This is a genomic window from Pseudomonas sp. AK-TSAG1-1, assembly GCF_056821665.1.
Map to the genome: position 1 here is coordinate 1467174 of NZ_CM165965.1, position 22145 is coordinate 1489318.

General features: G+C 60.9%; 23 protein-coding genes. 8 read left to right on the forward strand and 15 right to left on the reverse strand.

What is annotated here, in order from left to right:
* Positions 1-193 precede the first annotated feature (193 nt).
* From AC1UK9_RS06655 to pdxH, 3 genes are all read left to right on the forward strand, one after another.
* Complete coding sequence (locus tag AC1UK9_RS06655) at positions 194-1339, forward strand: EstA family serine hydrolase (protein WP_025110776.1); 1146 nt, start codon at positions 194-196, stop codon at positions 1337-1339.
* 113 nt (positions 1340-1452) lie between these two features.
* The gene (locus tag AC1UK9_RS06660; protein ID WP_482579729.1) at positions 1453-2571 is read left to right on the forward strand and encodes an OmpA family protein; all 1119 of its coding nucleotides are present in this window, start codon (positions 1453-1455) and stop codon (positions 2569-2571) included.
* A gap of 24 nt (positions 2572-2595) precedes the next feature.
* On the forward strand, positions 2596-3243 hold the full coding sequence (pdxH, locus tag AC1UK9_RS06665; protein ID WP_025110774.1) for a pyridoxamine 5'-phosphate oxidase: 648 nt from the start codon (positions 2596-2598) through the stop codon (positions 3241-3243).
* 5 nt (positions 3244-3248) lie between these two features.
* On the opposite strand, the gene AC1UK9_RS06670 is transcribed toward pdxH, so the two are convergent.
* Positions 3249-3485 (reverse strand): hypothetical protein, encoded by a 237-nt coding sequence (locus AC1UK9_RS06670; RefSeq protein ID WP_025110773.1) that lies wholly within the window; start codon positions 3483-3485, stop codon positions 3249-3251.
* A 167-nt stretch (positions 3486-3652) separates the two neighbouring features.
* Between AC1UK9_RS06670 and AC1UK9_RS06675 the strand changes: the two genes are divergently transcribed.
* Positions 3653-4117: an outer membrane lipoprotein gene (locus AC1UK9_RS06675; protein ID WP_007969461.1), complete on the forward strand. Its 465-nt coding sequence runs from the start codon at positions 3653-3655 to the stop codon at positions 4115-4117.
* A 79-nt stretch (positions 4118-4196) separates the two neighbouring features.
* On the opposite strand, the gene AC1UK9_RS06680 is transcribed toward AC1UK9_RS06675, so the two are convergent.
* The 3 genes from AC1UK9_RS06680 to nhaA form a co-directional block, all read right to left on the reverse strand.
* Positions 4197-4436 (reverse strand): pyocin S6 family toxin immunity protein, encoded by a 240-nt coding sequence (locus AC1UK9_RS06680; RefSeq protein WP_025110772.1) that lies wholly within the window; start codon positions 4434-4436, stop codon positions 4197-4199.
* 13 nt (positions 4437-4449) lie between these two features.
* The gene (locus AC1UK9_RS06685) at positions 4450-5634 is read right to left on the reverse strand and encodes a colicin E3/pyocin S6 family cytotoxin (protein WP_482579730.1); all 1185 of its coding nucleotides are present in this window, start codon (positions 5632-5634) and stop codon (positions 4450-4452) included.
* A 184-nt stretch (positions 5635-5818) separates the two neighbouring features.
* The gene (nhaA, locus tag AC1UK9_RS06690; protein WP_482579731.1) at positions 5819-6991 is read right to left on the reverse strand and encodes a Na+/H+ antiporter NhaA; all 1173 of its coding nucleotides are present in this window, start codon (positions 6989-6991) and stop codon (positions 5819-5821) included.
* Positions 6992-7185: 194 nt separating this feature from the next.
* Between nhaA and AC1UK9_RS06695 the strand changes: the two genes are divergently transcribed.
* Positions 7186-8280 carry a PLP-dependent cysteine synthase family protein gene (locus AC1UK9_RS06695; RefSeq protein WP_025110770.1) on the forward strand — a complete coding sequence of 365 codons (1095 nt, stop codon included), beginning with the start codon at positions 7186-7188 and terminating at the stop codon, positions 8278-8280.
* Positions 8281-8419: 139 nt separating this feature from the next.
* On the opposite strand, the gene AC1UK9_RS06700 is transcribed toward AC1UK9_RS06695, so the two are convergent.
* The 3 genes from AC1UK9_RS06700 to AC1UK9_RS06710 all read right to left on the reverse strand — a co-directional run bounded on the left by AC1UK9_RS06700 (position 8420) and on the right by AC1UK9_RS06710 (position 11443).
* Complete coding sequence (locus tag AC1UK9_RS06700; RefSeq protein ID WP_473014677.1) at positions 8420-10033, reverse strand: NAD(P)/FAD-dependent oxidoreductase; 1614 nt, start codon at positions 10031-10033, stop codon at positions 8420-8422.
* A gap of 97 nt (positions 10034-10130) precedes the next feature.
* Positions 10131-10784, reverse strand: coding sequence for a COG3650 family protein (locus AC1UK9_RS06705; protein ID WP_482579732.1), 654 nt, complete (start codon positions 10782-10784; stop codon positions 10131-10133).
* Positions 10785-10843: 59 nt separating this feature from the next.
* Complete coding sequence (locus AC1UK9_RS06710; protein WP_025110767.1) at positions 10844-11443, reverse strand: short chain dehydrogenase; 600 nt, start codon at positions 11441-11443, stop codon at positions 10844-10846.
* 103 nt (positions 11444-11546) lie between these two features.
* On the opposite strand from AC1UK9_RS06710, the gene AC1UK9_RS06715 reads away from it, so the two are divergent.
* Positions 11547-12461, forward strand: a complete 915-nt coding sequence (locus AC1UK9_RS06715; RefSeq protein ID WP_482579733.1) for a LysR family transcriptional regulator — start codon at positions 11547-11549, stop codon at positions 12459-12461.
* A gap of 108 nt (positions 12462-12569) precedes the next feature.
* On the opposite strand, the gene AC1UK9_RS06720 is transcribed toward AC1UK9_RS06715, so the two are convergent.
* From AC1UK9_RS06720 to AC1UK9_RS06735, 4 genes are read right to left on the reverse strand one after another with little or no spacing between them, the layout of a single operon-like run.
* Positions 12570-13046 (reverse strand): DoxX family protein, encoded by a 477-nt coding sequence (locus AC1UK9_RS06720; protein WP_473014680.1) that lies wholly within the window; start codon positions 13044-13046, stop codon positions 12570-12572.
* On the reverse strand, positions 13043-13801 hold the full coding sequence (locus AC1UK9_RS06725; protein ID WP_482579734.1) for an HvfC/BufC N-terminal domain-containing protein: 759 nt from the start codon (positions 13799-13801) through the stop codon (positions 13043-13045). The genes AC1UK9_RS06720 and AC1UK9_RS06725 overlap by 4 nt, the downstream gene beginning before the upstream one ends.
* A complete protein-coding gene (gene bufB, locus AC1UK9_RS06730; RefSeq protein ID WP_025110763.1) occupies positions 13798-14685 on the reverse strand; it encodes an MNIO family bufferin maturase in 888 nt (295 codons plus the stop codon). Before bufB ends, AC1UK9_RS06725 begins: the two co-directional genes overlap by 4 nt.
* A gap of 25 nt (positions 14686-14710) precedes the next feature.
* Positions 14711-15016 carry a BufA1 family periplasmic bufferin-type metallophore gene (locus AC1UK9_RS06735; RefSeq protein ID WP_025110762.1) on the reverse strand — a complete coding sequence of 102 codons (306 nt, stop codon included), beginning with the start codon at positions 15014-15016 and terminating at the stop codon, positions 14711-14713.
* 213 nt (positions 15017-15229) lie between these two features.
* Here AC1UK9_RS06735 and AC1UK9_RS06740 point away from each other — a divergent pair, with 213 nt between their 5' ends.
* Together AC1UK9_RS06740 and AC1UK9_RS06745 are read left to right on the forward strand one after the other, a co-directional pair.
* Positions 15230-16933: a DUF2599 domain-containing protein gene (locus AC1UK9_RS06740; protein WP_482579735.1), complete on the forward strand. Its 1704-nt coding sequence runs from the start codon at positions 15230-15232 to the stop codon at positions 16931-16933.
* Positions 16934-16965: 32 nt separating this feature from the next.
* Positions 16966-18204, forward strand: a complete 1239-nt coding sequence (locus tag AC1UK9_RS06745; RefSeq protein ID WP_025110760.1) for a DUF2599 domain-containing protein — start codon at positions 16966-16968, stop codon at positions 18202-18204.
* 171 nt (positions 18205-18375) lie between these two features.
* On the opposite strand, the gene AC1UK9_RS06750 is transcribed toward AC1UK9_RS06745, so the two are convergent.
* From AC1UK9_RS06750 to livH, 4 genes are read right to left on the reverse strand one after another with little or no spacing between them, the layout of a single operon-like run.
* Positions 18376-19077, reverse strand: coding sequence for an ABC transporter ATP-binding protein (locus tag AC1UK9_RS06750; RefSeq protein ID WP_003222380.1), 702 nt, complete (start codon positions 19075-19077; stop codon positions 18376-18378).
* Complete coding sequence (livG, locus tag AC1UK9_RS06755) at positions 19078-19845, reverse strand: high-affinity branched-chain amino acid ABC transporter ATP-binding protein LivG (RefSeq protein WP_025110759.1); 768 nt, start codon at positions 19843-19845, stop codon at positions 19078-19080.
* The gene (locus AC1UK9_RS06760) at positions 19842-21098 is read right to left on the reverse strand and encodes a high-affinity branched-chain amino acid ABC transporter permease LivM (protein ID WP_025110758.1); all 1257 of its coding nucleotides are present in this window, start codon (positions 21096-21098) and stop codon (positions 19842-19844) included. The genes livG and AC1UK9_RS06760 overlap by 4 nt, the downstream gene beginning before the upstream one ends.
* Entirely contained in the window at positions 21095-22018 is a 924-nt protein-coding gene (gene livH, locus AC1UK9_RS06765) for a high-affinity branched-chain amino acid ABC transporter permease LivH (protein WP_003222384.1), read from the reverse strand. Before livH ends, AC1UK9_RS06760 begins: the two co-directional genes overlap by 4 nt.
* Positions 22019-22145 lie beyond the last annotated feature (127 nt).

Here is a 22145-nt window from a genome sequence, read left to right on the forward strand (position 1 = left end):
GCGAGCAAGCCCGCTCCCACACTGGATCGGTGGTGTTCATAAATCCAATGTGGCGGCGGGCTTGCTCGCGAAGGCGGAAGCAGCCACACCAGCATTTTTGAAATGACCACCCGGCCCGCAGCTGTTCCCAAATCCCTCAAGGGCTGGAACAATGCGGGCCACTTTGTAGAGCGTTTTCGCGGGGGAGTTGCGGGTGCAGATTCAGGGACATTACGAGCTTCAATTCGAAGCGGTGCGCGAAGCTTTTGCGGCACTGTTCGACGATCCCCAGGAGCGCGGCGCCGCCTTGTGCATCAAGGTCGGCGGAGAAACTGTCCTCGACCTCTGGTCCGGCACAGCCGACAAGGATGGCGCCGAGGCCTGGCACAGCGACACCATCGCCAACCTGTTCTCCTGCACCAAGACTTTTACCGCCGTCACCGCGCTGCAACTGGTGGCCGAAGGCAAACTGCAACTGGATGTACCGGTTGCCCGCTACTGGCCGGAGTTCGCCGCCGCTGGCAAAGAGTCCGTCACCCTGCGCCAATTGCTCTGCCATCAGGCCGGTCTGCCGGCCCTGCGCGAGTTGCTGGCGCCAGCCGCCCTCTACGAATGGCAAACCATGGTCGACGCCCTCGCGGCCGAAGCACCGTGGTGGACGCCGGGCACCGGTCACGGCTATGCCGCCATCACCTATGGCTGGCTGGTCGGCGAATTGCTGCGTCGAGCTGACGGTCGCGGCCCGGGCGAATCCATCGTCGCCCGTGTTGCCAAGCCGCTGGGGCTGGATTTCCATGTTGGCCTGGCTGACGAGGAGTTCTACCGCGTGGCGCATATCGCTCGCGGCAAGGGCAACGTCGGTGATGCTGCCGCCCAGCGCCTGTTGCAGGTGACTATGCGCGAACCTGCCGCCATGACCACCCGCGCCTTCACCAATCCGCCGTCGGTGCTCACCAGCACCAACAAGCCGGAATGGCGCCGTATGCAGCAGCCGGCCGCCAATGGTCATGGCAATGCGCGCAGTCTGGCCGGTTTCTACGCAGGCCTGCTCGACGGCAGCCTGCTGGAAAGCGAAATGCTCGAAGAACTGACCCGTGAACACAGCATCGGCGAGGACAAGACCCTGCTGACCCGCACCCGTTTCGGCCTGGGCTGCATGCTCGATCAGCCGGACATGGCGAACGCCACCTACGGCCTCGGCCCGCGCGCGTTCGGTCATCCGGGGGCGGGCGGTTCGGTGGGTTTTGCTGATCCGGAGCACGATGTCGCGTTCGGTTTTGTGACAAATACCCTTGGGCCGTACGTCTTGATGGATCCGCGCGCGCAGCAACTGGCGCGGGTACTTGCCACTTGTCTGTAAAGCGTTACATGAGGTTCCAGGGTTGGAACCAGATCCGGTTTTTCGATTCAAAGCGTCTGTTTATCCGGGCAAAAGAGCTCCGATCTTTCATTACTTCACTTTGTGGATTTTCAATGTCATCCAAAAAAACTCTCGCCCTGGCCCTGTGTGTTGCGATTACCGGTTGTGCACAGACTCCTAAAAACGATGCGGACGGTGGCAGTTGGTGGCCGTTCGGATCTTCCGACAAAGTGGCGGCCAAAGAGCCGGCACCAGCTCCAGCGCCACTCAAGCCTGCCGCTACTGCACCTGTGGCCAAGACTGAAAGCAGCAGCCACTGGTACTGGCCGTTCGGCAGTTCCGATGATGCGGTGGCCAAGGCCGATGTGAAACCTGAAGTAAAACCAGAAGCCAAACCGGCGGTAGTGGCCAAGGCCGATGCCGACACCGGTACCAAGTGGTGGTGGCCGTTCGGCGGCAAGGATCAGTCCACGGCCAAAGTGGTACCGATGCCTGACCCGAAAGTCACCCAAGCCTGGCTGGATGACTACGAACCGCGCCTGCGTGCAGCGATCAAGGACAGCAATCTGCAACTCGAACGCCGTGACAACGTGCTGGTGGTAATCGCGCCGGTTGAAGGCTCGTTCAACCCGAAGCGTCCGGCCATGCTGCTGCCGGTGACTCTCAGCCCGTTTACCAATGTTGCGAAAATCCTCGAAGCTGACCCGAAGACCGCGGTATTGGTACTCGGTCACAGCGACAACACCGGCGCCGCGCCGGCCAACGTCAAACTCAGCCAGGAGCGTGCCCAGTCCGTGGCGGCGATCTTCCGCCTGAGCGGCTTGCAGCGTGATCGCCTGATGCTGCGCGGCATGGGCGGCGATGCCCCGCGCGCTGCCAACGACAGCGCCGAAGGCCGTGCGTTGAACCGTCGTGTCGAACTGCTGGTAACCCCGCAGAACACCATGGTTGCCCTGCTGAGCAAATACAACATGCCGGCACCGGCACCGACCACGATGATTGCCGCGCAAGACGTCAAGCCTGTGGCCAAACCGGTCACCCCGGCGCCAGCTGCTTCGAAGGCCGCCGTGCCGGCAACCAAAAAGGCTCCGGCGAAGAAAGCTGCAGCCAAGGCTCCAGCGAAAAAAGCGGCGACCAAGGCTCCGGCAAAAACGCCTGCCAAGAAAACCGCTCCAGCCAAAGCGGCGGCCACTGACAAGAAAGTCGTCGCCACCGATACTTCCAAGCAGTGATCCGCTAACGAAAAGGAATGCGCCATGACCCAGGCTCTGGCAGATATGCGTCGTGATTACACCCGGGACGGACTGACCGAGGCGCAAGCCCCTGGCGAACCGTTTGCGCTGTTCCACCAGTGGTTTGCCGACGCGGTGAAAACCGAACAGGCGCCTGTGGAAGCCAACGCCATGACCCTGGCCACGGTCGATGCGGACGGTCGACCGCATTGCCGCATTCTGCTGCTCAAGGGCCTGGACGAGCAGGGCTTTACCTTCTTCACCAACTACGACAGTGCGAAGGGCCAGCATCTGGCGGCCAATCCGTTTGCCGCCATGACCTTCTTCTGGCCGACCCTGGAGCGCCAGGTGCGCATCGAAGGGCGTGTGGTGAAGGTCACGCCTGCAGAGTCCGACGCGTATTATCAGGTGCGTCCGCTGGGCAGCCGGCTCGGGGCCTGGGCCTCACCGCAGAGCCGGGTGATCGACGGGCGTGGCGAGCTGGAAGATTTGCTCAAGGCTACCGAGCAACGTTTCAGCGACACCCAGCCCGACTGCCCGGAACACTGGGGTGGTTATCGTCTGCTGCCGGAGCGCATCGAGTTCTGGCAGGGCCGTCCGAGCCGCCTGCACGATCGCCTGAACTACCGCTTGCAGGGCGCCAACTGGATTCTTGAACGTCTGGCGCCTTAAGCAGTCTACCGAGCGTGATAACCTGCCGCAGTGGCCTCAAGCCACTTCGGCAAGTCCCGACGCTTGATCTTCTGTGCCTGGGCATGGGCTAATTGTTCGAGCATGAAGGCGCGTTTGCCTTCATCCTTGCCCGCCAGGGACAACGCCAGGTCACGGTCCATCCAGCGTTTGATCCGCACGTACAGCCACCAGTGGAAGTACAGACCGGCGACGGTGGTGACGAAAATGATCAAGTAATCCATGAAAATCCTTGGGTCGGCAGGGCAGGTTGGGCGATTTGGCGCTACTGTTGGGTGGGTCTGCAGGTGCCTGTACCGGGCCTGAATAAAACCAAGTTTATCCGGGCTGTGTCGTGACAGGCGTCAAGCAGCGGGGTTTAATGAATCAATGTACTTTTGGAGTTGATGCTATGCGTAAGTCTGTTCTGCTGGTTGCTTCCTTTTCCACGATGGCGATGTTGCTGACCGGCTGCCAGTCGAGCCTGACCGGTGACTCCTACTCCCGTGACGAAGCGCGTCGCGTGCAGACGATTCGCATGGGCACCATCGAATCCCTGCGTCCGGTGAAAATCGAAGGCACCAAGACTCCGATCGGCGGCGCTGCAGGCGCAGTGGTCGGCGGTGTCGGCGGCAGCGCCATCGGTGGCGGCAAGGGCAGCATCGTAGCGGCGGTCATCGGCGCCGTGGCCGGTGGCCTGATCGGCTCGGCCACCGAAGAAGGCCTGACCCGCACTCAAGGCGTGGAAATCACCGTGCGCGAAGACGACGGCAGCATGCGCGCCTACGTGCAACAGGTTCAGGAAAACGAAGTGTTCCGTGTCGGTGAGCGCGTGCGCATCTCCACCGTCGGTGGTACCAGCCGCGTTTCGCACTAAGCGAGAACGAGCGGTAAAAGAAAACCCCGATCAGGTGACTGGTCGGGGTTTTTGGTTTTAGATTTTTAGGTTGCGTTGGTTACATTTCTATTCCGATAAACAATTCCAGGTTCGTTGGAATGAACTCATCAGTCAGCACGGCAATCTGTTGCGCCTGCTCGGCAGTCAACAACCATTCTCCTTCTGCCATGGCGTTGAGGCTTTTATGGCCGAGAAGCTTTACGATTCGGTCGTTAAAAGCAGGATCAACATCCAGTTCATACTTAAGTGAGCTATCGTCGAAACTGTCGGGTAAGAACCCTGTGATGCACAAGTACATAAACGCCTCTTGATTACTTTGGCGTGGTTCGCCCGGGTTTGGCAGGTTTGGTCTGTTCGCCGGTTTGAGGATTGAACTCTCCAAGGTGTTTCCCCTGTTTGTCGTACATTTCTACGGTTCCGTGTTGGCTGTCCCATTCAAAAATGCGTCCTTTGAGATCTCTCCAGCGCTTACGACGCGCACCGCCGCCTTGAACGCTGCTTTTTGCCTTGTCTTTCGTCGCGTCAGGAAATGCTATTAAACCTTTAGGGGCTTGATGGTAGTTGTGATCGCTTATGCTTAGAACAATGTAGACCGGCCGAACCCCCGAATCCGCCGAAAATACCAGAATGAAATCCCGATACTCCGGCGGATAAACCGGATTCACCAGTATCCCGTCCGCCGCTTTCGTCGGCGGATACACCCAGATATGTGGCGTTTGCGGGGCGGCTTCCAGCGCTGGAATACCGAGGATGTCCGAGCCATCCACGGCCGGTGTCCAGATCAGTTCGACGCCTTCACCAAGGTCTGCAATGAACTGACTGCCACGCGTGCTGAACCGCACGACATCGACCATTTCCCAATCGCGATTCCTGCCGGTATAGAAGCCGTAGCCCCGCAGACTGCCGTCCGCCTGTTGTTCGACGCGCAGGCGAACGCGGGTGCGGGCTTGTTTGAGGCTGCGCAGTTGCTCGTCGCTATAGAGGGCGCTGTCGCCGAGACTGGACGGCATGAGCAGCGCCACCAGTCCTGCGAGGGTAGCGGTTGCCGTTCCGGCGGCGATCGCGGGTAGCGCTTCGAATGCGGCGCCGGCCAATGCGAAGCTGCCCAGCCCGGCAGGAATTGCCGTGGCGCTGACTTTCTTCAGTGCGACGCCACCGTTTCCATCGCTTTCACGTGCGCCAAGCACGATCAGTTCGCCGTAATCCTTCAGGCTGTCAGTCGGCACCATTCCCGAAGGATTCGAATAGTCGATGATCGCATCCGGCAACTTGCAGGACTTGGCAAACACGCACCCGGCGCGCACGGGATCGGGCTTTTTGACCGCCATCTCGCGGCTGCGCTCGAAGGCCTCCTGCCGCGCCAGCATGGCGTCGTAAGCAGTTTGTCGGGCTTCGCGCTCGGCCAGTTCATTGGCCGTCATGTAGCGGTAGGTGACGTGATGACCGTCGCCCGCCGGTGAGTTGGGGGCCCGGGGGATGTCCTTGTTGCGAGCCACTGAGCGTCCTTTCGTTCATCCATCGACAGCCCTTCGCAAAGGGCTGCACGACGTTAACGAAGCAGGCAGAGGGTGGCTGTAGGACGCGTCGCTATTGAGGTGGGGATTGTTCACTATCTCTCACACAGCAAGAACCTGTGGTGAGAGGATGAACCCCCTCACCACAGGTGTTTTAGATTTCGCGTCAAGCTTTGCGACTCGCCGCCGCCGTCACCGCATAGCCGATCAACGCCGCCAGAATCGAGCCGGTCAGGATGCCCATGCGGTCCATCCCGGCGTAGTCGCTCACGCCTGGTTCAAAGGCCAGCGAGCCGACAAACAGGCTCATGGTGAAACCGATGCCGCAGAGGATTGCCACGCCCAGCACCTGACCCCAGTTGGCGCCTTGGGGCAGGGCGGCGATGCCGACTTTTACCGCCAGCCAGGTGAGGCCGAACACGCCGACGGTCTTGCCCAGCAGCAGGCCGATAGCGATGCCCATGGGGACGTGATGGGTGAAGCTTTCGACCGTCACGCCGCTCAGCGACAGCCCGGCGTTGGCGAAGGCGAACAGCGGCAGGATGCCGTACGCCACCCACGGGTGCAGTGCGTGTTCGAGGGTCAGCAGCGGCGAGGGCTCGGCATTTCTCGTGCGCAGCGGGATGCAGAATGCCAGCGTGACCCCGGCCAGCGTCGCGTGGACACCGCTCTTGAGCACGCACACCCACAGGATCAGACCGATGATCATGTACGGCCCGAGCTTGACCACGCCCAGCCGGTTCATCGCCACCAGCGCCGCAATGCACGCCGCCGCCAGCCCCAGCGACAGGCTTGAGAGATCGCCGGAATAGAAGATCGCAATGATCACGATGGCGCCGAGGTCGTCGATGATCGCCAGGGTCATCAGGAACAGTTTCAGCGACACCGGCACACGCTTGCCCAGCAGGGCCAGCACACCGAGGGCGAAGGCGATGTCGGTGGCGGTCGGAATCGCCCAGCCGTTCAGGGCCGGCGGATTGTCATGGTTGAGCAGCCAGTAAATCAGCGCCGGCACCAGCATGCCGCCAACCGCCGCCGCGCCGGGCAGGACGATCTGCGACGGTTTGGACAACTGCCCGTCGAGCACTTCACGCTTCACCTCCAGGCCGATCAGCAGGAAGAACAGCGCCATCAGCCCGTCGTTGATCCACAACAGCAGCGGCTTGGCGATTTTCAGCGCGCCGATCTGCGCCACCACCGGGGTGTCGAGCAGGCCGGTGTACAGCCACGACAGCGGTGAGTTGTTGATGAGCAGGGCGAGAATGGCGGCGGCGATCAACAGCAGGCCGCTGGCCGCTTCCAACTGGAAGAAACGAGTGAAGGTTGTACGCAGCGGCAAGGTCGCTCTCCATCAACTGTCCCAAAGGCCGGACACCCGGACGCAAAGCCTGCGGGTGGCACTTGCACAGAGCCTAGCAGTTGGCGGATATATTGAAGCTCAGCTGTACCTGTGAGGTTTTCAGGTTTTTTCCTATGCTGGGTGGCTGAGCCTGTGACAAGGCAATTTCTGCCCGATTCAATGAGAGCATGACCATGAGCGACAACCGACAGTGGGCCCGCGAAGCGATCCGCATCATCGAAGCGGACTTCCAGCGCAGCGCCGACACCCATCTGATCCCCTTGCCGCTGCCGGGTTTTGCGGGCATCGAGTTGTACTTCAAGGACGAATCCAGTCATCCCACCGGCAGCCTAAAGCATCGCCTGGCGCGGTCGCTGTTCCTGTATGCCTTGTGTAACGGCTGGCTCAAGCCCGGCGCGCCGGTGATTGAGGCGTCCAGCGGTTCGACGGCGATTTCCGAGGCGTATTTCGCGCGGATGCTCGGCCTGCCATTCATTGCGGTGATGCCGGCGACCACCTCCAAAGAGAAGATCGCGCAGATCGCCTTCTACGGCGGTCAGAGCCATCTGGTGAAAGACCCGACGCAGATTTATGCCGAGTCCGAGCGTCTGGCCCGTGAGCATGGCGGCCACTTCATCGATCAGTTCACCTATGCCGAACGGGCCACCGACTGGCGGGCGAACAACAACATCGCCGAGTCGATCTTCCAGCAGATGCGGTTCGAGAAACACCCGGAGCCGAGCTGGCTGATTTCCAGCCCGGGCACCGGCGGCACCACTGCGACTCTGGGTCGTTACGTGCGTTATCGCCAGCATTGCACTCGGGTGTTGTGCGCCGACGCCGAGCGTTCGGTGTTCTTCGATTACTACCAGAGCGGCGACGCCAGTCTGCGTCTGGACTGCGGTTCGCGGATCGAAGGCATTGGCCGGCCACGGGTGGAAGCATCGTTCCTGCCCAAGGTGATCGATGCGATGGTCAAAGTGCCGGACGCCTTGTCGCTGGCGGCCATGCATTACCTTGCGCAGCGTCTGGGGCGGCATGTTGGTGGGTCGAGCGGCACCAACCTGATCGGCGCGCTGATGGCGGCGCAGCAGATGCAAGCGGCGGGGGAGTCAGGGTCGATCGTGGCGATTCTGTGCGATGGCGGCGAGCGCTATGCCGACACTTATTACGATCAGGCCTGGCTGAAGGCGCAGGGGTATGAGCTGGAGGGGTTGATCGCGGCGGTGGCGGCGAGTGCCGAGCGTGGCGAACCGCTGCCGACGTCAGTGTTGCGTGCGAACATCTAAAGCCAGACGCAAAAAACAATGTGGGAGCGGGCTTGCTCGCGAATGCGGCATGTCAGTCAACATTATCGTCGACTGACACACCGCATTCGCGAGCAAGCCCGCTCCCACAGGAGGTTGGTGTCACTTCAAAACAGATGTATCAGGCTTCCAAACCCAAAATGTCCCGTGCCACTGCCTCGGCAATACGAATCCCGTCGACGCCCGCCGACAGAATCCCGCCCGCATAACCCGCGCCTTCGCCGGCCGGGAACAGACCTTTGACGTTCATGCTCTGCAGCGACTCGTTACGCGTGATGCGCAGCGGCGATGAGGTGCGGGTTTCGATCCCGGTCAACACTGCATCGTGCAGCGAGTAACCGCGAATCTGTTTTTCGAACGCCGGCAACGCTTCGCGAATCGCTTCGATGGCGAAGTCCGGCAGCGCCAGGGCCAGGTCGCCCAGCGCCACGCCCGGTTTGTACGACGGCTCGACGTCGCCCAGCTCGGTCGACGGAGTGCCGTTGATGAAGTCGCCAACCAGTTGCGCCGGGGCCTTGTAATCGCTGCCGCCGAGGATGAACGCGTGGGATTCCAGGCGTTCCTGCAATTCGATGCCGGCCAGCGGGCCGCCTGGGTAATCGACTTCCGGGGTGATGCCGACGACGATGCCGGAGTTGGCGTTGCGTTCGTTACGCGAGTACTGGCTCATGCCGTTGGTGACTACGCGGTTCGGCTCGGAAGTCGCCGCTACCACGGTGCCACCCGGGCACATGCAGAAGCTGTAGACCGAACGGCCGTTCTTGGCGTGGTGCACCAGTTTGTAGTCGGCGGCACCCAGTTTCGGGTGGCCGGCGTACTTGCCCAGGCGCGCACGGTCGATCAGCGATTGCGGGTGTTCGATGCGGAAACCCACCGAAAACGGCTTGGCTTCCATGAACACACCACGGCTGTGCAGCATGCGGAAAGTGTCACGGGCACTGTGACCGAGGGCCAGAACCACGTGTTTCGAATGCAGGGTTTCACCGCTCGCCAGTTCGACGCCGACCAGTTGGCCGTCCTCGATCAGCACGTCGCTGACGCGCTCCTGGAAGCGTACTTCACCGCCCAGGGCACGGATCTCTTCACGCATGGTCTCGACCATGCCGGTCAGGCGGAACGTGCCGATGTGCGGCTTGCTGACGTAGAGGATTTCTTCCGGCGCGCCGGCCTTGACGAACTCGTGCAGGACTTTGCGGCCAAGGAACTTCGGATCCTTGATCTGGCTGTACAGCTTGCCGTCGGAGAACGTACCCGCGCCACCTTCGCCGAACTGCACGTTGGACTCGGGGTTGAGCACGCTTTTACGCCACAGGCCCCAGGTGTCCTTGGTGCGCTGGCGCACTTCGGTGCCACGTTCGAGGATGATCGGCTTGAAGCCCATCTGTGCCAGCAGCAGGCCGGCGAAAATTCCGCACGGGCCGAAACCGACCACGATCGGGCGCTGGCTCAGGTCGCTTGGCGCCTGACCGACGAATTTGTAGCTGACATCCGGCGCCACGTTGACGTTACGGTCGTCGGCGAACTTGCCCAGCACCTTGGCCTCGTCGCGCACGGTGAGGTCGATGGTGTAGATGAAGCACAGCTCGGAGGACTTTTTGCGCGCGTCGTAGCTGCGCTTGAACAAGGTGAAATCGAGCAAGTCATCGCTGGCGATACCCAGGCGCTGCACGATGGCGGCACGCAGGTCTTCTTCAGGATGGTCGATTGGCAGCTTGAGTTCGGTGATTCGTAACATGGCGAGGATCCGGATTCGCGGGGCGCACAACTGCGCCAGGGCGTTTGAAGGCCGCGATTATAAGCCGCAAAGGCTGGATCCGGTGAGGCTAAAACGCTCAGTCGTTACGCGATCCGCCGAAATACCCGCAACCACGCTCGACCTTGCCGTCAATGCGCAGCTCGGCGCTCATGTGCTGCACGCTGCCGGTGTTGCTGTCGACGCAGCGTTGCGGCGCGACCCACAATTCGATGCGCTGGTTGTTGGCTTCGCTGCTGAGGTTGAAGCGGCCGTCGCCCAGTTGCTCTTCGACATAAGGCACGGCCAGCGCTGGCTGGCCTTCGCGGTCGATGACCATGCCCTTGCCACTGACTTTCACGTTCCACTCGGGACCGTGGCCGGCAGTACGCAGGATCAATAGTTTGAAATTCGGGTCATCGCATGCGGTGCCGGAGCGCTCGACGCGATACAACTGGCCAAGGTCGAGGCGGTCGCCAGCGATCTTCCCGCGCACGTCGGCAAACAGCTTGCCCTGCTGATCGGCGAGGGTCGCGGCCTCTTGCAGCACGCTGGTGCCGCCGATGTCGTTGACCACGTACTGACGCTGTTCGCCACACGGCTGGAACACCAGTTTGCCGTCGGCCGCCGTCAACTGTCCCTGCATCCGGGTCTGCCCGACGTGGGCAGCACTTTGACGCGGGCCATCAAGCAATTGGCAGGCAGCGAACAACGGCAGCAGGGCAACAACGATCAACGAACGGGCAACACGCATCTTCGGCTCTCCAGACAAGTGCCGCCACGTTACGCAGGCTGACCGTTCATCACAAGGGGTTAGCCGACGTGAAAGGTCTGGCCGGTTTGCAGGCCTTCGACACTTTTCGCGTAGGCCAACGCCACATCGGCCGCAGGAACCGGCTTGTAACCGCGGAAGTACGGGGCGTAGCTGCCCATGGCTTCCAGCAGCACGGTCGGGCTGATCGAGTTCACCCGCAGGCCGCGTGGCAGTTCAATGGCTGCGGCTTTCACGAAGCTGTCGAGTGCGCCGTTGACCAGTGCCGCCGAGGCGCCAGTGCGGATCGGGTCGTGGCTGAGCACGCCAGTGGTGAAGGTGAACGAGGCGCCGTCGTTGGCGTACTCGCGGCCGATCAGCAGCAGGTTGACCTGACCCATCAGCTTGTCTTTCAAGCCCAGGGCAAAGCTGTCGGCGGTCATCTCGCCCAGTGGGGCGAAGGTCACGTTGCCGGCCGCGCAGACCAGCGCGTCGAACTTGCCGGTTTGCTCGAACAGTTGGCGAATCGAAGCGCTGTCGCTGATGTCCACCTGGAAATCGCCGCTGCTGCGACCGATGCGAATCACTTCGTGGCGCTGGCTCAGTTCTTTGTCCACGGCCGAACCGATGGTGCCGGCGGCACCGATCAACAGAATCTTCATGGGCTAATCCTCAATGGGTTGAACGAGGTTTCAGTCTAGAGTGGTTTTTTCTGCGGATAAGCGCACTAATAGGCAACCTTTGGTTTTCAAATGGAAACAATCCATGAGTGAAATGGATGATCTGGCGGCGTTTGCGGTATTGATCGAGGCAGGCAGTTTCACCCTCGCGGCGCAGCAATTGGGTTGTAGCAAGGGCCAGCTGTCCAAGCGTATCAGCCAGCTCGAAGCGCAGTTTTCTGTGGTGTTGCTGCAACGCACCACGCGCCGCTTGAGCCTGACGACGGCGGGCGCCGCGTTGTTGCCGCAGGCCCAGGCGCTGGTGGTTCAGGTGGAGCGGGCGCGTCAGGCGCTGGCGCGTTTGAAGGACGACATGGCCGGGCCGGTACGGATGACGGTGCCGGTGTCGCTGGGGGAAACCTTCTTCGACGGCTTGCTGCTGGAGTTTTCGCAAAAATACCCCGAAGTGCAGATCGAGCTGGAGCTGAACAACAATTATCGGGATCTGTCGCGCGATGGCGTTGATCTGGCGATTCGCACCGAGGTGGCCAATGACGAACGCCTGGTGGCCAAACCCTTGCTGGCCTGGCAGGAAATGACCTGCGCCAGCCCGGCGTATCTTGAACAGTTCGGCGAGCCACTGACCCCGCAGGATCTGGCCGAACACCGTTGCCTGCTCAACAGCCATTACAGTGGCCGCGAAGAGTGGCTGTATCACCAGCAGCACGAACTGCTCAGGGTGCGGGTGTCGGGGCCGTTTGCCAGCAACCACTACAACCTGCTGAAAAAGGCTGCGCTGGCCGGTGCCGGCATCGCACGGTTGCCCTCGTATCTGCTGCAGACGGAACTGGCGGACGGCCGATTGCGCTGGTTGCTGCGCGACTTTCAGACCCGACGTATGCCGATGTACCTGGTGCATCCGTATCAGGGCGGGTTACCGAAACGAACCCAAGTGCTGGCGGACTACCTGATCGGCTGGTTCAAGCGCAGCGGCGAGGCGCTGGATCGACTTCAGCGATAACCCATTCCTGTAGGAGCGAGCCTGCTCGCGATTGCGGTTTCGCAGTCACTTTATGTGTTGACTGAACCAACGCATTCGCGAGCAGGCTCGCTCCCACAAGGGTTTTGCTTATTTTGCGAAGCGGCGTGCGATCAGGTGATCGATCGACAATTTCCCCGGCCCGGTCGCCATCAAGTACAGCAATACCGCCGCCCAGGTGCCGTGGGTCGGATACGCATCCGGGTAGACGAACAGTTGAATGGTCAGGGTCATGCCCAGCAACGCCAGCGCCGAAAATCTCGTGGCGAAGCCGATCAGGATCAGTACCGGGAAGAAGTGCTCGGCGAACGCCGCCATGTGCGCGGCGATTTCCGGTGACAGCAGCGGCACGTGGTACTCGCTTTTGAACAACGGAATGGTCGAGTCCGCCAAGTGTGGCCAGCCGAGTTGAAAGGTACCGTCGATCAGGTCGATGGCCAGGCCTTCGACCTTGGTCTGGCCGGACTTCCAGAACACCGCGGCAATCGAAAAACGCGCGATGAAAGCGATCAGGCTGTGGGGAATTTTCTCCAGCAGCGCGATGGCGCGGGTAATGAGATTGTTCATGGCGATTCCTTGTTATTCAGGTCAACGATGGCGTTGTGCGCAATCAGCAGCGCGAGGGTGTGGCTGAGGTCAAATGGCGGGCTGTTTTGCGCGGCCGCCAACAGCGGTTGGTCATTGAGCAACTGACGCAGAAACACGCTGGCGCCGGGTTCGAGGGCAAACACCTCGACGTCGAGGCCGTTGCGCAGCACCAGGGCGTGCTGCCCGTGGTCGATGTCGATGCCGGCCAGCGTCGCGTCACCCTGATGCGCGGCCCAGATCGCGACCACGGCGTGGTTCGAGTCGAGCAGGTGCAGCGACGGATGAAGCCTGAAGCGCAGGTCGCTCAGTCCATCGGGATCGGCCAGTGCCGCGGTGATCTGCTGCGGGCGCACGGGCAGTGCATCGGCGGCGTGGTAGGCGCGGGTGCGCAGGTGCTCCAGCCGTGCCACGTCGGCCAGATACGGCACGCTCGCTGCCGGTTCGAAGGCGTCGAGGAAGGCCGGCAGTGCTTCGCCGTAGCGACTCATCAACGGGCTGTGTGGCGGCTGTTGTAGTACGAACTCGGCAGCCATGGCGCGGAAAAAATCCTCGCCGACCAATTGCAGCACCACCGGGTAACTGTCCGCCAAAGCATTGATCAGCGAACCTTGCACGTTGTTGCGATACACCGAGAATCGGCTGGCAGGATCAGCACCGTTGGCGCTGCATAAACCCTCGGGGCAGGGCCGTTGCGGGTCGAGCAGGGCGGCGGCAAAAGCCGCTTGAGTACTCATGATCGAACTCCCGCACCGAGCAGCATTTCGTCGGCCTGCCGCGCTTCGGCCAACAACACATCGAAGGCCGGCACCTGATTGTCGCGCTCGATCAGGGTGGCTATCGGGCCGGTGCGTTGCAGCGTTTGCCGGTACAAGGTCCAGACCGCCTGGTCGATCGGCGCACCGTGATCGTCGATCAGCAAACGGTCACCGAGGCTGTCGCTGTCTTCGGCAAATCCGGCCAGATGAATCTCACCGACCGCGTGCAATGGCAGCGCGTCGAGATAAGTCAGCGGATCGCGCTGATGATTGATGCACGAGACGTAGACGTTGTTGACGTCCAACAGCAGGCCGCAGCCGCTGCGCCGCACCACTTCGGCGATGAAGTCTGCTTCGTCGAGGGTCGAGCGCCGGAACCCCAGATAGGTCGCAGGGTTTTCCAGTAGCATCGGGCGCTTGAGGGTGTTCTGCACCTGGTCGATGTGCGCGCAGACGCGGTTCAGAGTCGGCGTGTCATAGGCCAGTGGCAGCAAGTCATTGAGAAACACCGGGCCATGGCTCGACCAGGCCAGGTGTTCGGAAAAGGATTGCGGTTGATAGCGCTCGATCAGCACTTTGAGGCGCTGCAGGTGCTGAACGTCCAGCGGCCCTTCGGCCCCGATGGACAACCCGACGCCGTGCAGCGACAGCGGATATTGCTCGCGGATCAAACCGAGAAAATGATGAAACGGACCGCCGTCGACCATGTAGTTTTCGGCGTGGACTTCGAAGAAACCGAGGTCCGGTTGGGTGCCGAGCACTTCACGAAAGTGCCCGGTCTTGAGCCCCAGCCCGGCACGGGGCGGGAGCCCGGGAAGGGCTGCCTGAGTGCGGGGTGGGACAGGTTCGTCGAGGGTGAACATGATCGTCACTCAGGCAGGCGGTGGATCAGGACTTGGCTTTGAACGCTTGCATCTGACCGAAACCGGTCGGCGAGGTCTTGCTCTCGGTGGTGGCGCAGGTGCCTTTCGGTACGAGTTTCCAGGCGTTTGGCTGGTAGTCCATTTTTGCGGTGCCGGCACACGTGGTACCTGCGCCTGCTGCGCAATCGTTGTGACCTTTCATGGCCACGCCGAAGCATTTCTCCATGTCGGCATCAGCGGCGTGGACGGTCGACACGGCGGCCATGCTCAGGGCAGAACCAAGGGCCAGAACCAGGGCAGTAGCGGACAAAGTGCGAGTGGTAGCAGTCATGATGTTTCTCCAGATTTGAGCGTGGGATTTGCAAGCGAAATGCGCTTGCTTACCCCACTAGAGAAAGCTCATGGCGATCCGTTACAGCCGAGCCGAAACTTTTTCAGAAAATCTTCAGAACCCTGTAACCCACAGTGATTGTGTTCACTCCCTCCTGTTCTATAGTCATTTCAACGGCCACTCTGACAGGCCGATTTACCAGGACGGTATCTCATGACGAAGGATCGCTCAGACTCTGCTGCGCTCTCGCGCAAGGTTTCATCGTTTGCCCTGGGCTGCACGCTGGCGCTGTCGTTCACGACGGTTAACGCCCAGCCGCAACCCGATCCGCTGGACACGCTCAAGCGCATCAACAGCAACTACAACACCCTCAAGGACGCCTGCCAGGAACCTGATACAGGTGCCGCGCGCGGGTTGTATTACTGCAGCGGCGTGACCTTGCGCATGGTCAACGACGGGCCGTTCAATCCGTGGGACTACAGCCCTTACGCGATCAAGATCGGCGCGACGTCCTACTCGTGGATTCGCAAGGATCTGAGCACGCGCATTCTCATCCATCCGGCCGGATTCATCCTGCGCACTCCCACCGATGCGGCAGCGCTGAAGCTGCCCGTCAAGGAGCAGGGCTTTACGTGTATCTACGCCTTCGATGGCGGCACCGGACCGGAGCGAAAATGGTACGGATGCGGCTTCTTTGACAGTCGCGAGCCACCGCGTGCAGCCCAAGGCACGATGAACAACCGCAATGCCACGCTGGCCTACGGCACCTGTGCCGAAGCCGGAGTGACCACCGCCGAGCAATGGACGCAGAAATACACCGGACTGATGAAGGGACCGATCCAGTACGGCCAGTGCTCATGGAACGCGGAAAAACCCAGCGACTGGCAGGCGATGATCCGGGTACACGAATCGCGCCCGAACACCACCAACAAAGACCCCTTTGCCTTCAGTGCCCAGGTCAATGAATTCATGTTGAAGAATGCCACCGCGACCAACGACGGCAGCGAAAACATGAAGTACATCGACGCCTTCATTTACAACGTCAACAGCACGCAGAACTTCGCCACGCGCGGTGATCAGGCACCGCCTAAACCGGAGAACGGCCTGAACAGCGCGCGCAATTTCCAGAAAAAACTCAAGGCCCAGGGTTACAGCGTGCCGATTCTGCGCCTGGATTTCACCCAGCCTGCCGAGCAGCGTTTCAGTTATGTCGCGGCTGATCAGGCAATCGATGACATGGTGGTGGCCGGCGCCCCGGCGCCCAAGTACATCGCGGATGCGGTGTGGGTCGAGCGCTATGACCCGGGCACCAGGAAGAACGAATGGTCGCTGAAAATCACCCCGACGGCGCAGGGCAAGGCGGTTCAGAGCTCTGACCAAGAGGCCGTTTACAAAGAGCTGTTCGCTCTGCGTGGCGCCGACAGCCAGTGGCGTGATAACGAGAAAGCCGCGGGCAGCATGCGTCAGCAACTGAGCTGTCTGGTGCAGAACTATCCGGCCAAGACCGAGTGGAATCTGGAGCCGTTCCGCCCCGTGGTCAGCCCGCAGGAGGCGGCGAAGGCCGGTTGCAATCCAGTGCCGGTCCAGGCACCGCAATACATTGCTTCTGCCGACTGGATCAAGCGCTACGACCCCGGCACTCGCAAGGATGAATGGACCCTGAGCGTGGTGCCCACCGCAGCAGGGCGCGCCTTGCCCAATGAGCAGGTCGGCGTTCTGTACGACCAGTTGTTCGCCCTCAAGGGGGCGGACAGCAACTGGCGCGACAACGAAACATCCGTCGGCAGCATGCGTCAGCAATTGAATTGCGTGCTGGTCAATTACCGCAGCAAGACGCCATGGAATCTGGAGCCATTCAGGCCGGCGTTGTCGGACAGCGAGACTCGCGCCGCGGTTTGCAACCCGGTCCCGCGTTGAGTGTGTGTTGGCTAATCAAGGAGATGCAAGCCATGAAAAAACGTCTGAACAGGTTCGCTCCATTGCTCATGTTGCCGCTCCTGGCGCATGGGACATGGGCCAATGCCGAGTCATGCGCGGAGACACTGAAGAAGGTCGAAACGTTGTACAACAACACCGTCGACAGTTGCGGGCAGGATCCCGCCTCGGATTGTTCGGGGCTGCTGGTGCGCGGCACGCACCGGGCCGACCCTGCCAAAGGGCAGAAATGGGACGTGTGGAATCCCAGCCCGAAAGCCGTGGAACTGGGCACGTTTGCCGCCTCGTACATGCGCGCCGACGGCATCAGTTATGAAGACCCGGGCATGAGCACGCAGAACGGCTACCTGATTACGCCAAGGGATCTGGTGCGCGACCCGGAAACCCCGGTGCATGTCTACTGTGCATTTCCCAACGATGCCTGGACCGACTTTCGCAACGACCGTGGCTGTGGCGACAACAAAAACACCGCCCCGACCGAGGCGGTCTGCCAGGCCATGAAACCACCGATCACGACGCCGAATGCCTGGGTGGCGCACTTCACCCAGTACAACAACAATCGGCAGCAGGACCAGTTGCAGTGTGGCTTCAACATGCGCAATCCGATGAGCAGCAAGGAGCGGGTCGACGCCTTTCGCAACTTCATGGGCGCGCGCAAAGTCATCAACAGCCGCGAATTTCAAACCCAGACCGAACTGCGCCTGGGCAACCCGAAAACCGATGAGCTACCGATTCTGGCGTTCTTCTACAGCGATCAGCGCGGCCTGAATGATGCGTTGGCCAATCAAAAGGATTACAAGGCCAAGACTGGCAAGGACCGCAATATCATCAAGATCGACTTCCCGCGGACCCCGGTCGCCAAGGCCTCGTTCTCGTGCATCCAGACCTCGACGCCGGCAGAACCAAAATTCTGCGACAAGTACATCGAGTCCAGCACTTGGGTGCAACGTCCCGATCCGAAGCTGGGGCCGAACACCTGGTCGCTCTCGGTAGTGCCGACCGCATGCGGCCGCGCGATCAAGGATGACCAGACCGACCGGATGTTTGCCGAGCTGTACAACAAGCACAAGGACGATCCGCAATGGCGTCAGTACAGCGTCAATGGTGGCTCGTTGCGCCGGCAGATGGTCTGTCATCTGGCGGCGGTCTACGATGGCAAGCCGGTCAGGAACAAGCCTGAGTGGAACCTTGAGCCGGCACGGCCTTATGTCGATCAGGCCACCGCAGTCGCGCAGTACTGCAACCCTTATTAAGGGCTGTTGATGTTGTGGGAGCGGGCCTGCTCGCGAAAGCGGTGCATCAGTCAGCACACGTGCTGAATGTAAAATCGTCTTCGCGAGCAAGCCCGCTCCCACAGGGGATGTGCGTTGAATTCAAAATACAAAAAAACGGCCCGAAGGCCGTTTTTTTTGGGGCGAAATACATCAACCGCCGAGGTACGCCTCGCGCACTTTCGGGTCGGTCAGCAGGGCTTCACCGGTGCCTTGCATGACCACGCGGCCGTTTTCCAGAACGTACGCACGGTCAGCGATTTTCAGCGCCTGGTTGGCGTTCTGCTCGACCAGGAACACCGTCACACCGTCCTTGCGCAGCTGTTCGATGATGTCGAAAATCTGCTGGATGATGATCGGTGCCAGACCCAGCGACGGCTCATCGAGCAGCAGCAGCTTCGGCTTGCTCATCAGCGCCCGGCCGATGGCGAGCATCTGCTGTTCGCCGCCGGACATGGTGCCGCCGCGCTGGTTGAAGCGTTCTTTCAGGCGCGGGAACAGGCCGAGGACCTTGTCCATCTGCTCCTGATAGTCGCCCTTGTCGGTGAAGAAACCGCCCATCGACAGGTTCTCTTCAACGGTCAGACGGGCAAACACCCGGCGACCTTCCGGAACCACGGCGATGCTCTTGCGCATGATCTGCGACGAGTCCTGGCCGACCAGTTCCTCACCCATGTAGCGGATGCTGCCGCTGTGCGCCTGCGGCGAACCGCAGAGCGTCATCAGCAGCGTGGACTTGCCGGCACCGTTGGCGCCGATCAGGGTCACGATCTCGCCCTGACGGACTTCGACGTTGACGCTGTGCAGGGCCTGGATCTTGCCGTAGAAGGTGGAAACGTTTTCGAACTGCAGCATTTACGCTTCCCCCAGGTAGGCTTTGATCACTTCAGGATTGTCGCGGATCTGTTCCGGCGTGCCATCGGCCAGAGGCGTGCCCTGGTTGATCACGACGATGTGGTCGGAAATGCTCATGACCAGTTTCATGTCGTGCTCGATCAGCAACACGGTCACGTTGTGCTCTTCACGCAGCACACTGATCAGCGCCTTGAGGTCTTCGGTTTCCTTCGGGTTCAGACCGGCCGCCGGTTCGTCGAGCATGAGGATCCGTGGGCGGGTCATCATGCAGCGGGCGATTTCCAGGCGCCGTTGCTGACCGTAGGCCAGGGTCCCGGCGGTACGGTTGGCGAACTCTTTCAGGTTGACCTTTTCCAGCCAGTACTCGGCATATTCCATCGCCTCGCGTTCGCTCTTGCGAAACGCCGGGGTCTTGAACAGGCCGGCCAGGAAGTTGGTGTTCAGGTGACGGTGCTGGGCGATCAACAGGTTCTCGACCGCTGTCATGTCCTTGAACAACCGCACGTTCTGGAAGGTGCGCACCACGCCCTTGAGGGCGATCTTGTGCCCCGGCAGGCCCTGGATCGGCTCGCCGTCCAGCAGGATGCTGCCGCCTGAAGGCTGGTAGAAACCGGTCAGGCAGTTGAACACGGTGGTCTTGCCCGCGCCGTTCGGCCCGATCAGCGCCACCACTTGTTTTTCCTTGACGGTCAGGGCCACGCCATTGACCGCCAGCAAGCCGCCGAAGCGCATGCTCAGGTTTTCGACTTTAAGGATCTCGCGGCTCATTTTCGCAACTCCATGTGTGGGCGTTGCATCGGCAGCAGACCTTGTGGACGCCAGATCATCATCAACACCATCAGCGCACCGAACATCAACATCCGATACTCGCTGAACTCACGCATCATTTCCGGCAACAGGATCATCACCACGGCCGCGAGAATCACGCCCAATTGCGAGCCCATGCCACCCAGCACGACGATGGCGAGGATGATCGCCGACTCGATGAAGGTGAACGATTCCGGGGTCACCAGACCCTGACGGGCGGCGAAGAAGCTGCCGGCGAAACCGGCGAAGCTCGCGCCCAGGGTGAACGCCGACAGCTTGATGATCGTCGGATTCAGACCCAGTGCGCGGCAGGCGATTTCATCTTCACGCAGCGCTTCCCACGCACGGCCGATCGGCATGCGCAGCAGGCGGTTGATGATGAACAGCGCCGCCAGTGCCAACAACAAGGCAACCAGGTAGAGGAAGATCACCTTGTTGATCGAGTTGTATTCGAGGCCGAAATACTCGTGGAAGGTTTGCATGCCTTCCGCGGCCTTGCGTTCGAAGGTCAGGCCGAAGAACGTCGGTTTCTCGATGTTGCTGATGCCGTTCGGGCCGCCGGTGATATCGGTCAGGTTCCGCAGGAACAGACGGATGATCTCGCCGAAGCCCAGGGTCACGATCGCCAGGTAGTCACCGCGCAGACGCAACACCGGGAAGCCCAGCAGGAAGCCGAACGTCGCCGCCATCAGGCCGGCAATTGGCAGGCAGATCCAGAAGCTCAGGCCGTAGTAGTGCGAGAGCAGCGCGTAGCTGTAGGCGCCGACGGCGTAGAAACCGACGTAACCGAGGTCGAGCAGACCGGCCAGGCCCACGACGATGTTCAGGCCAAGGCCGAGCATCACGTAGATCAGGATCAGCGTTGCGATGTCCACCGCGCCACGGGAGCCGAAGAACGGCCAGATCAGCGCGCCAAGGATCAGCGCGATGATGATGTAGCGTTGGGTGGTCGGCAGGGTCAGGAAGTTGCTGGCCTTGGCCGGGATCAACGGCAGGCCCGGCGAGGATTTCCACGCCTTGCTGATCTGCTGGTTGAACAGCACCCGCAGGAACATCAGCACCGAGCACACGGCGATGGTCGCCAGAATGGCCGGGCTGGTGCCGTGCACTTCGAGGTTGATGCCGACGATGGTCAGTTTCAGACCGAGTACCGGGTAGGCCACGGCCCACACCAGCAAGGCACTGAACAGTGCCTGTTTAAGATTCCTAGTCATACTTTCTCAACCTCCGGACGGCCCAGAATGCCGGTCGGACGGAACAACAGCACCAGAACCAACAAGCCGAAAGCCACGACGTCCTTGTACTGGTCGCCGAAGATATCGGCACCGAACGCTTCCGCCACCCCAAGCACCAGCCCGCCGAGCATGGCGCCGGGGATGCTGCCGATCCCGCCCAGTACCGCAGCGGTGAAGGCCTTGAGGCCGACGAGGAAACCGGCGTTCGGGTTGATCACGCCGTACTGCATGCTCAGCAGTACAGCCGCGACGGCCGCCAGTGCAGCACCGATGACGAAGGTCAGGGCGATGATGTTGTTGGTGTTGATGCCCAGCAGGTTGGCCATCTTGATGTCTTCGGCGCAGGCGCGGCAGGCGCGGCCCAGGCGAGAGCGGGAGATGAACAGCGTGAGGCCGAGCATGGCGACCAGGGTCACCACGAACACCACGATTTGCATGTAGGAAATCAGCACTTCATGTGCGCCACCTGGCCCGATGGAAATGTTGCCGGGGATCAGGTTGGGGATGGATTTGTCCTTGGAGTCTTGCGCCAGCAGAACCGTGTTCTGCAGGAAGATCGACATACCGATGGCGGAAATCAGCGGGATCAGACGGTTGCTGCCGCGCAGGGGGCGGTAGGCAATCCGTTCGATGCTGTAGCCGTACGAACTGGTGACAACGATGCTCGCGATAAACGCCGCGGTCATCAACAGCGGGACGTTGTCGATTCCCATCATGGCCAGCCCGGCGATGGCGATGAACGCCACGTAGGAACCGATCATGTACACCTCGCCATGGGCGAAGTTGATCATTCCAATGATGCCGTAGACCATCGTATAGCCGATGGCGATCAGGGCATACGTGCTGCCAATGGTCAGGCCATTAACCAGCTGTTGGAAGAAGTGATAGATGTCAGGCATTACAACGCTCCTAAAAACCTGATACGCATTTCACTGGTGGAGTCATTTTCCCGCCCGGCCCCGTGGATCTGTATCCACTTCGAATCCGGGTTTTGCCAGCGAACCGCTGATGACGGTTTTGAGATTT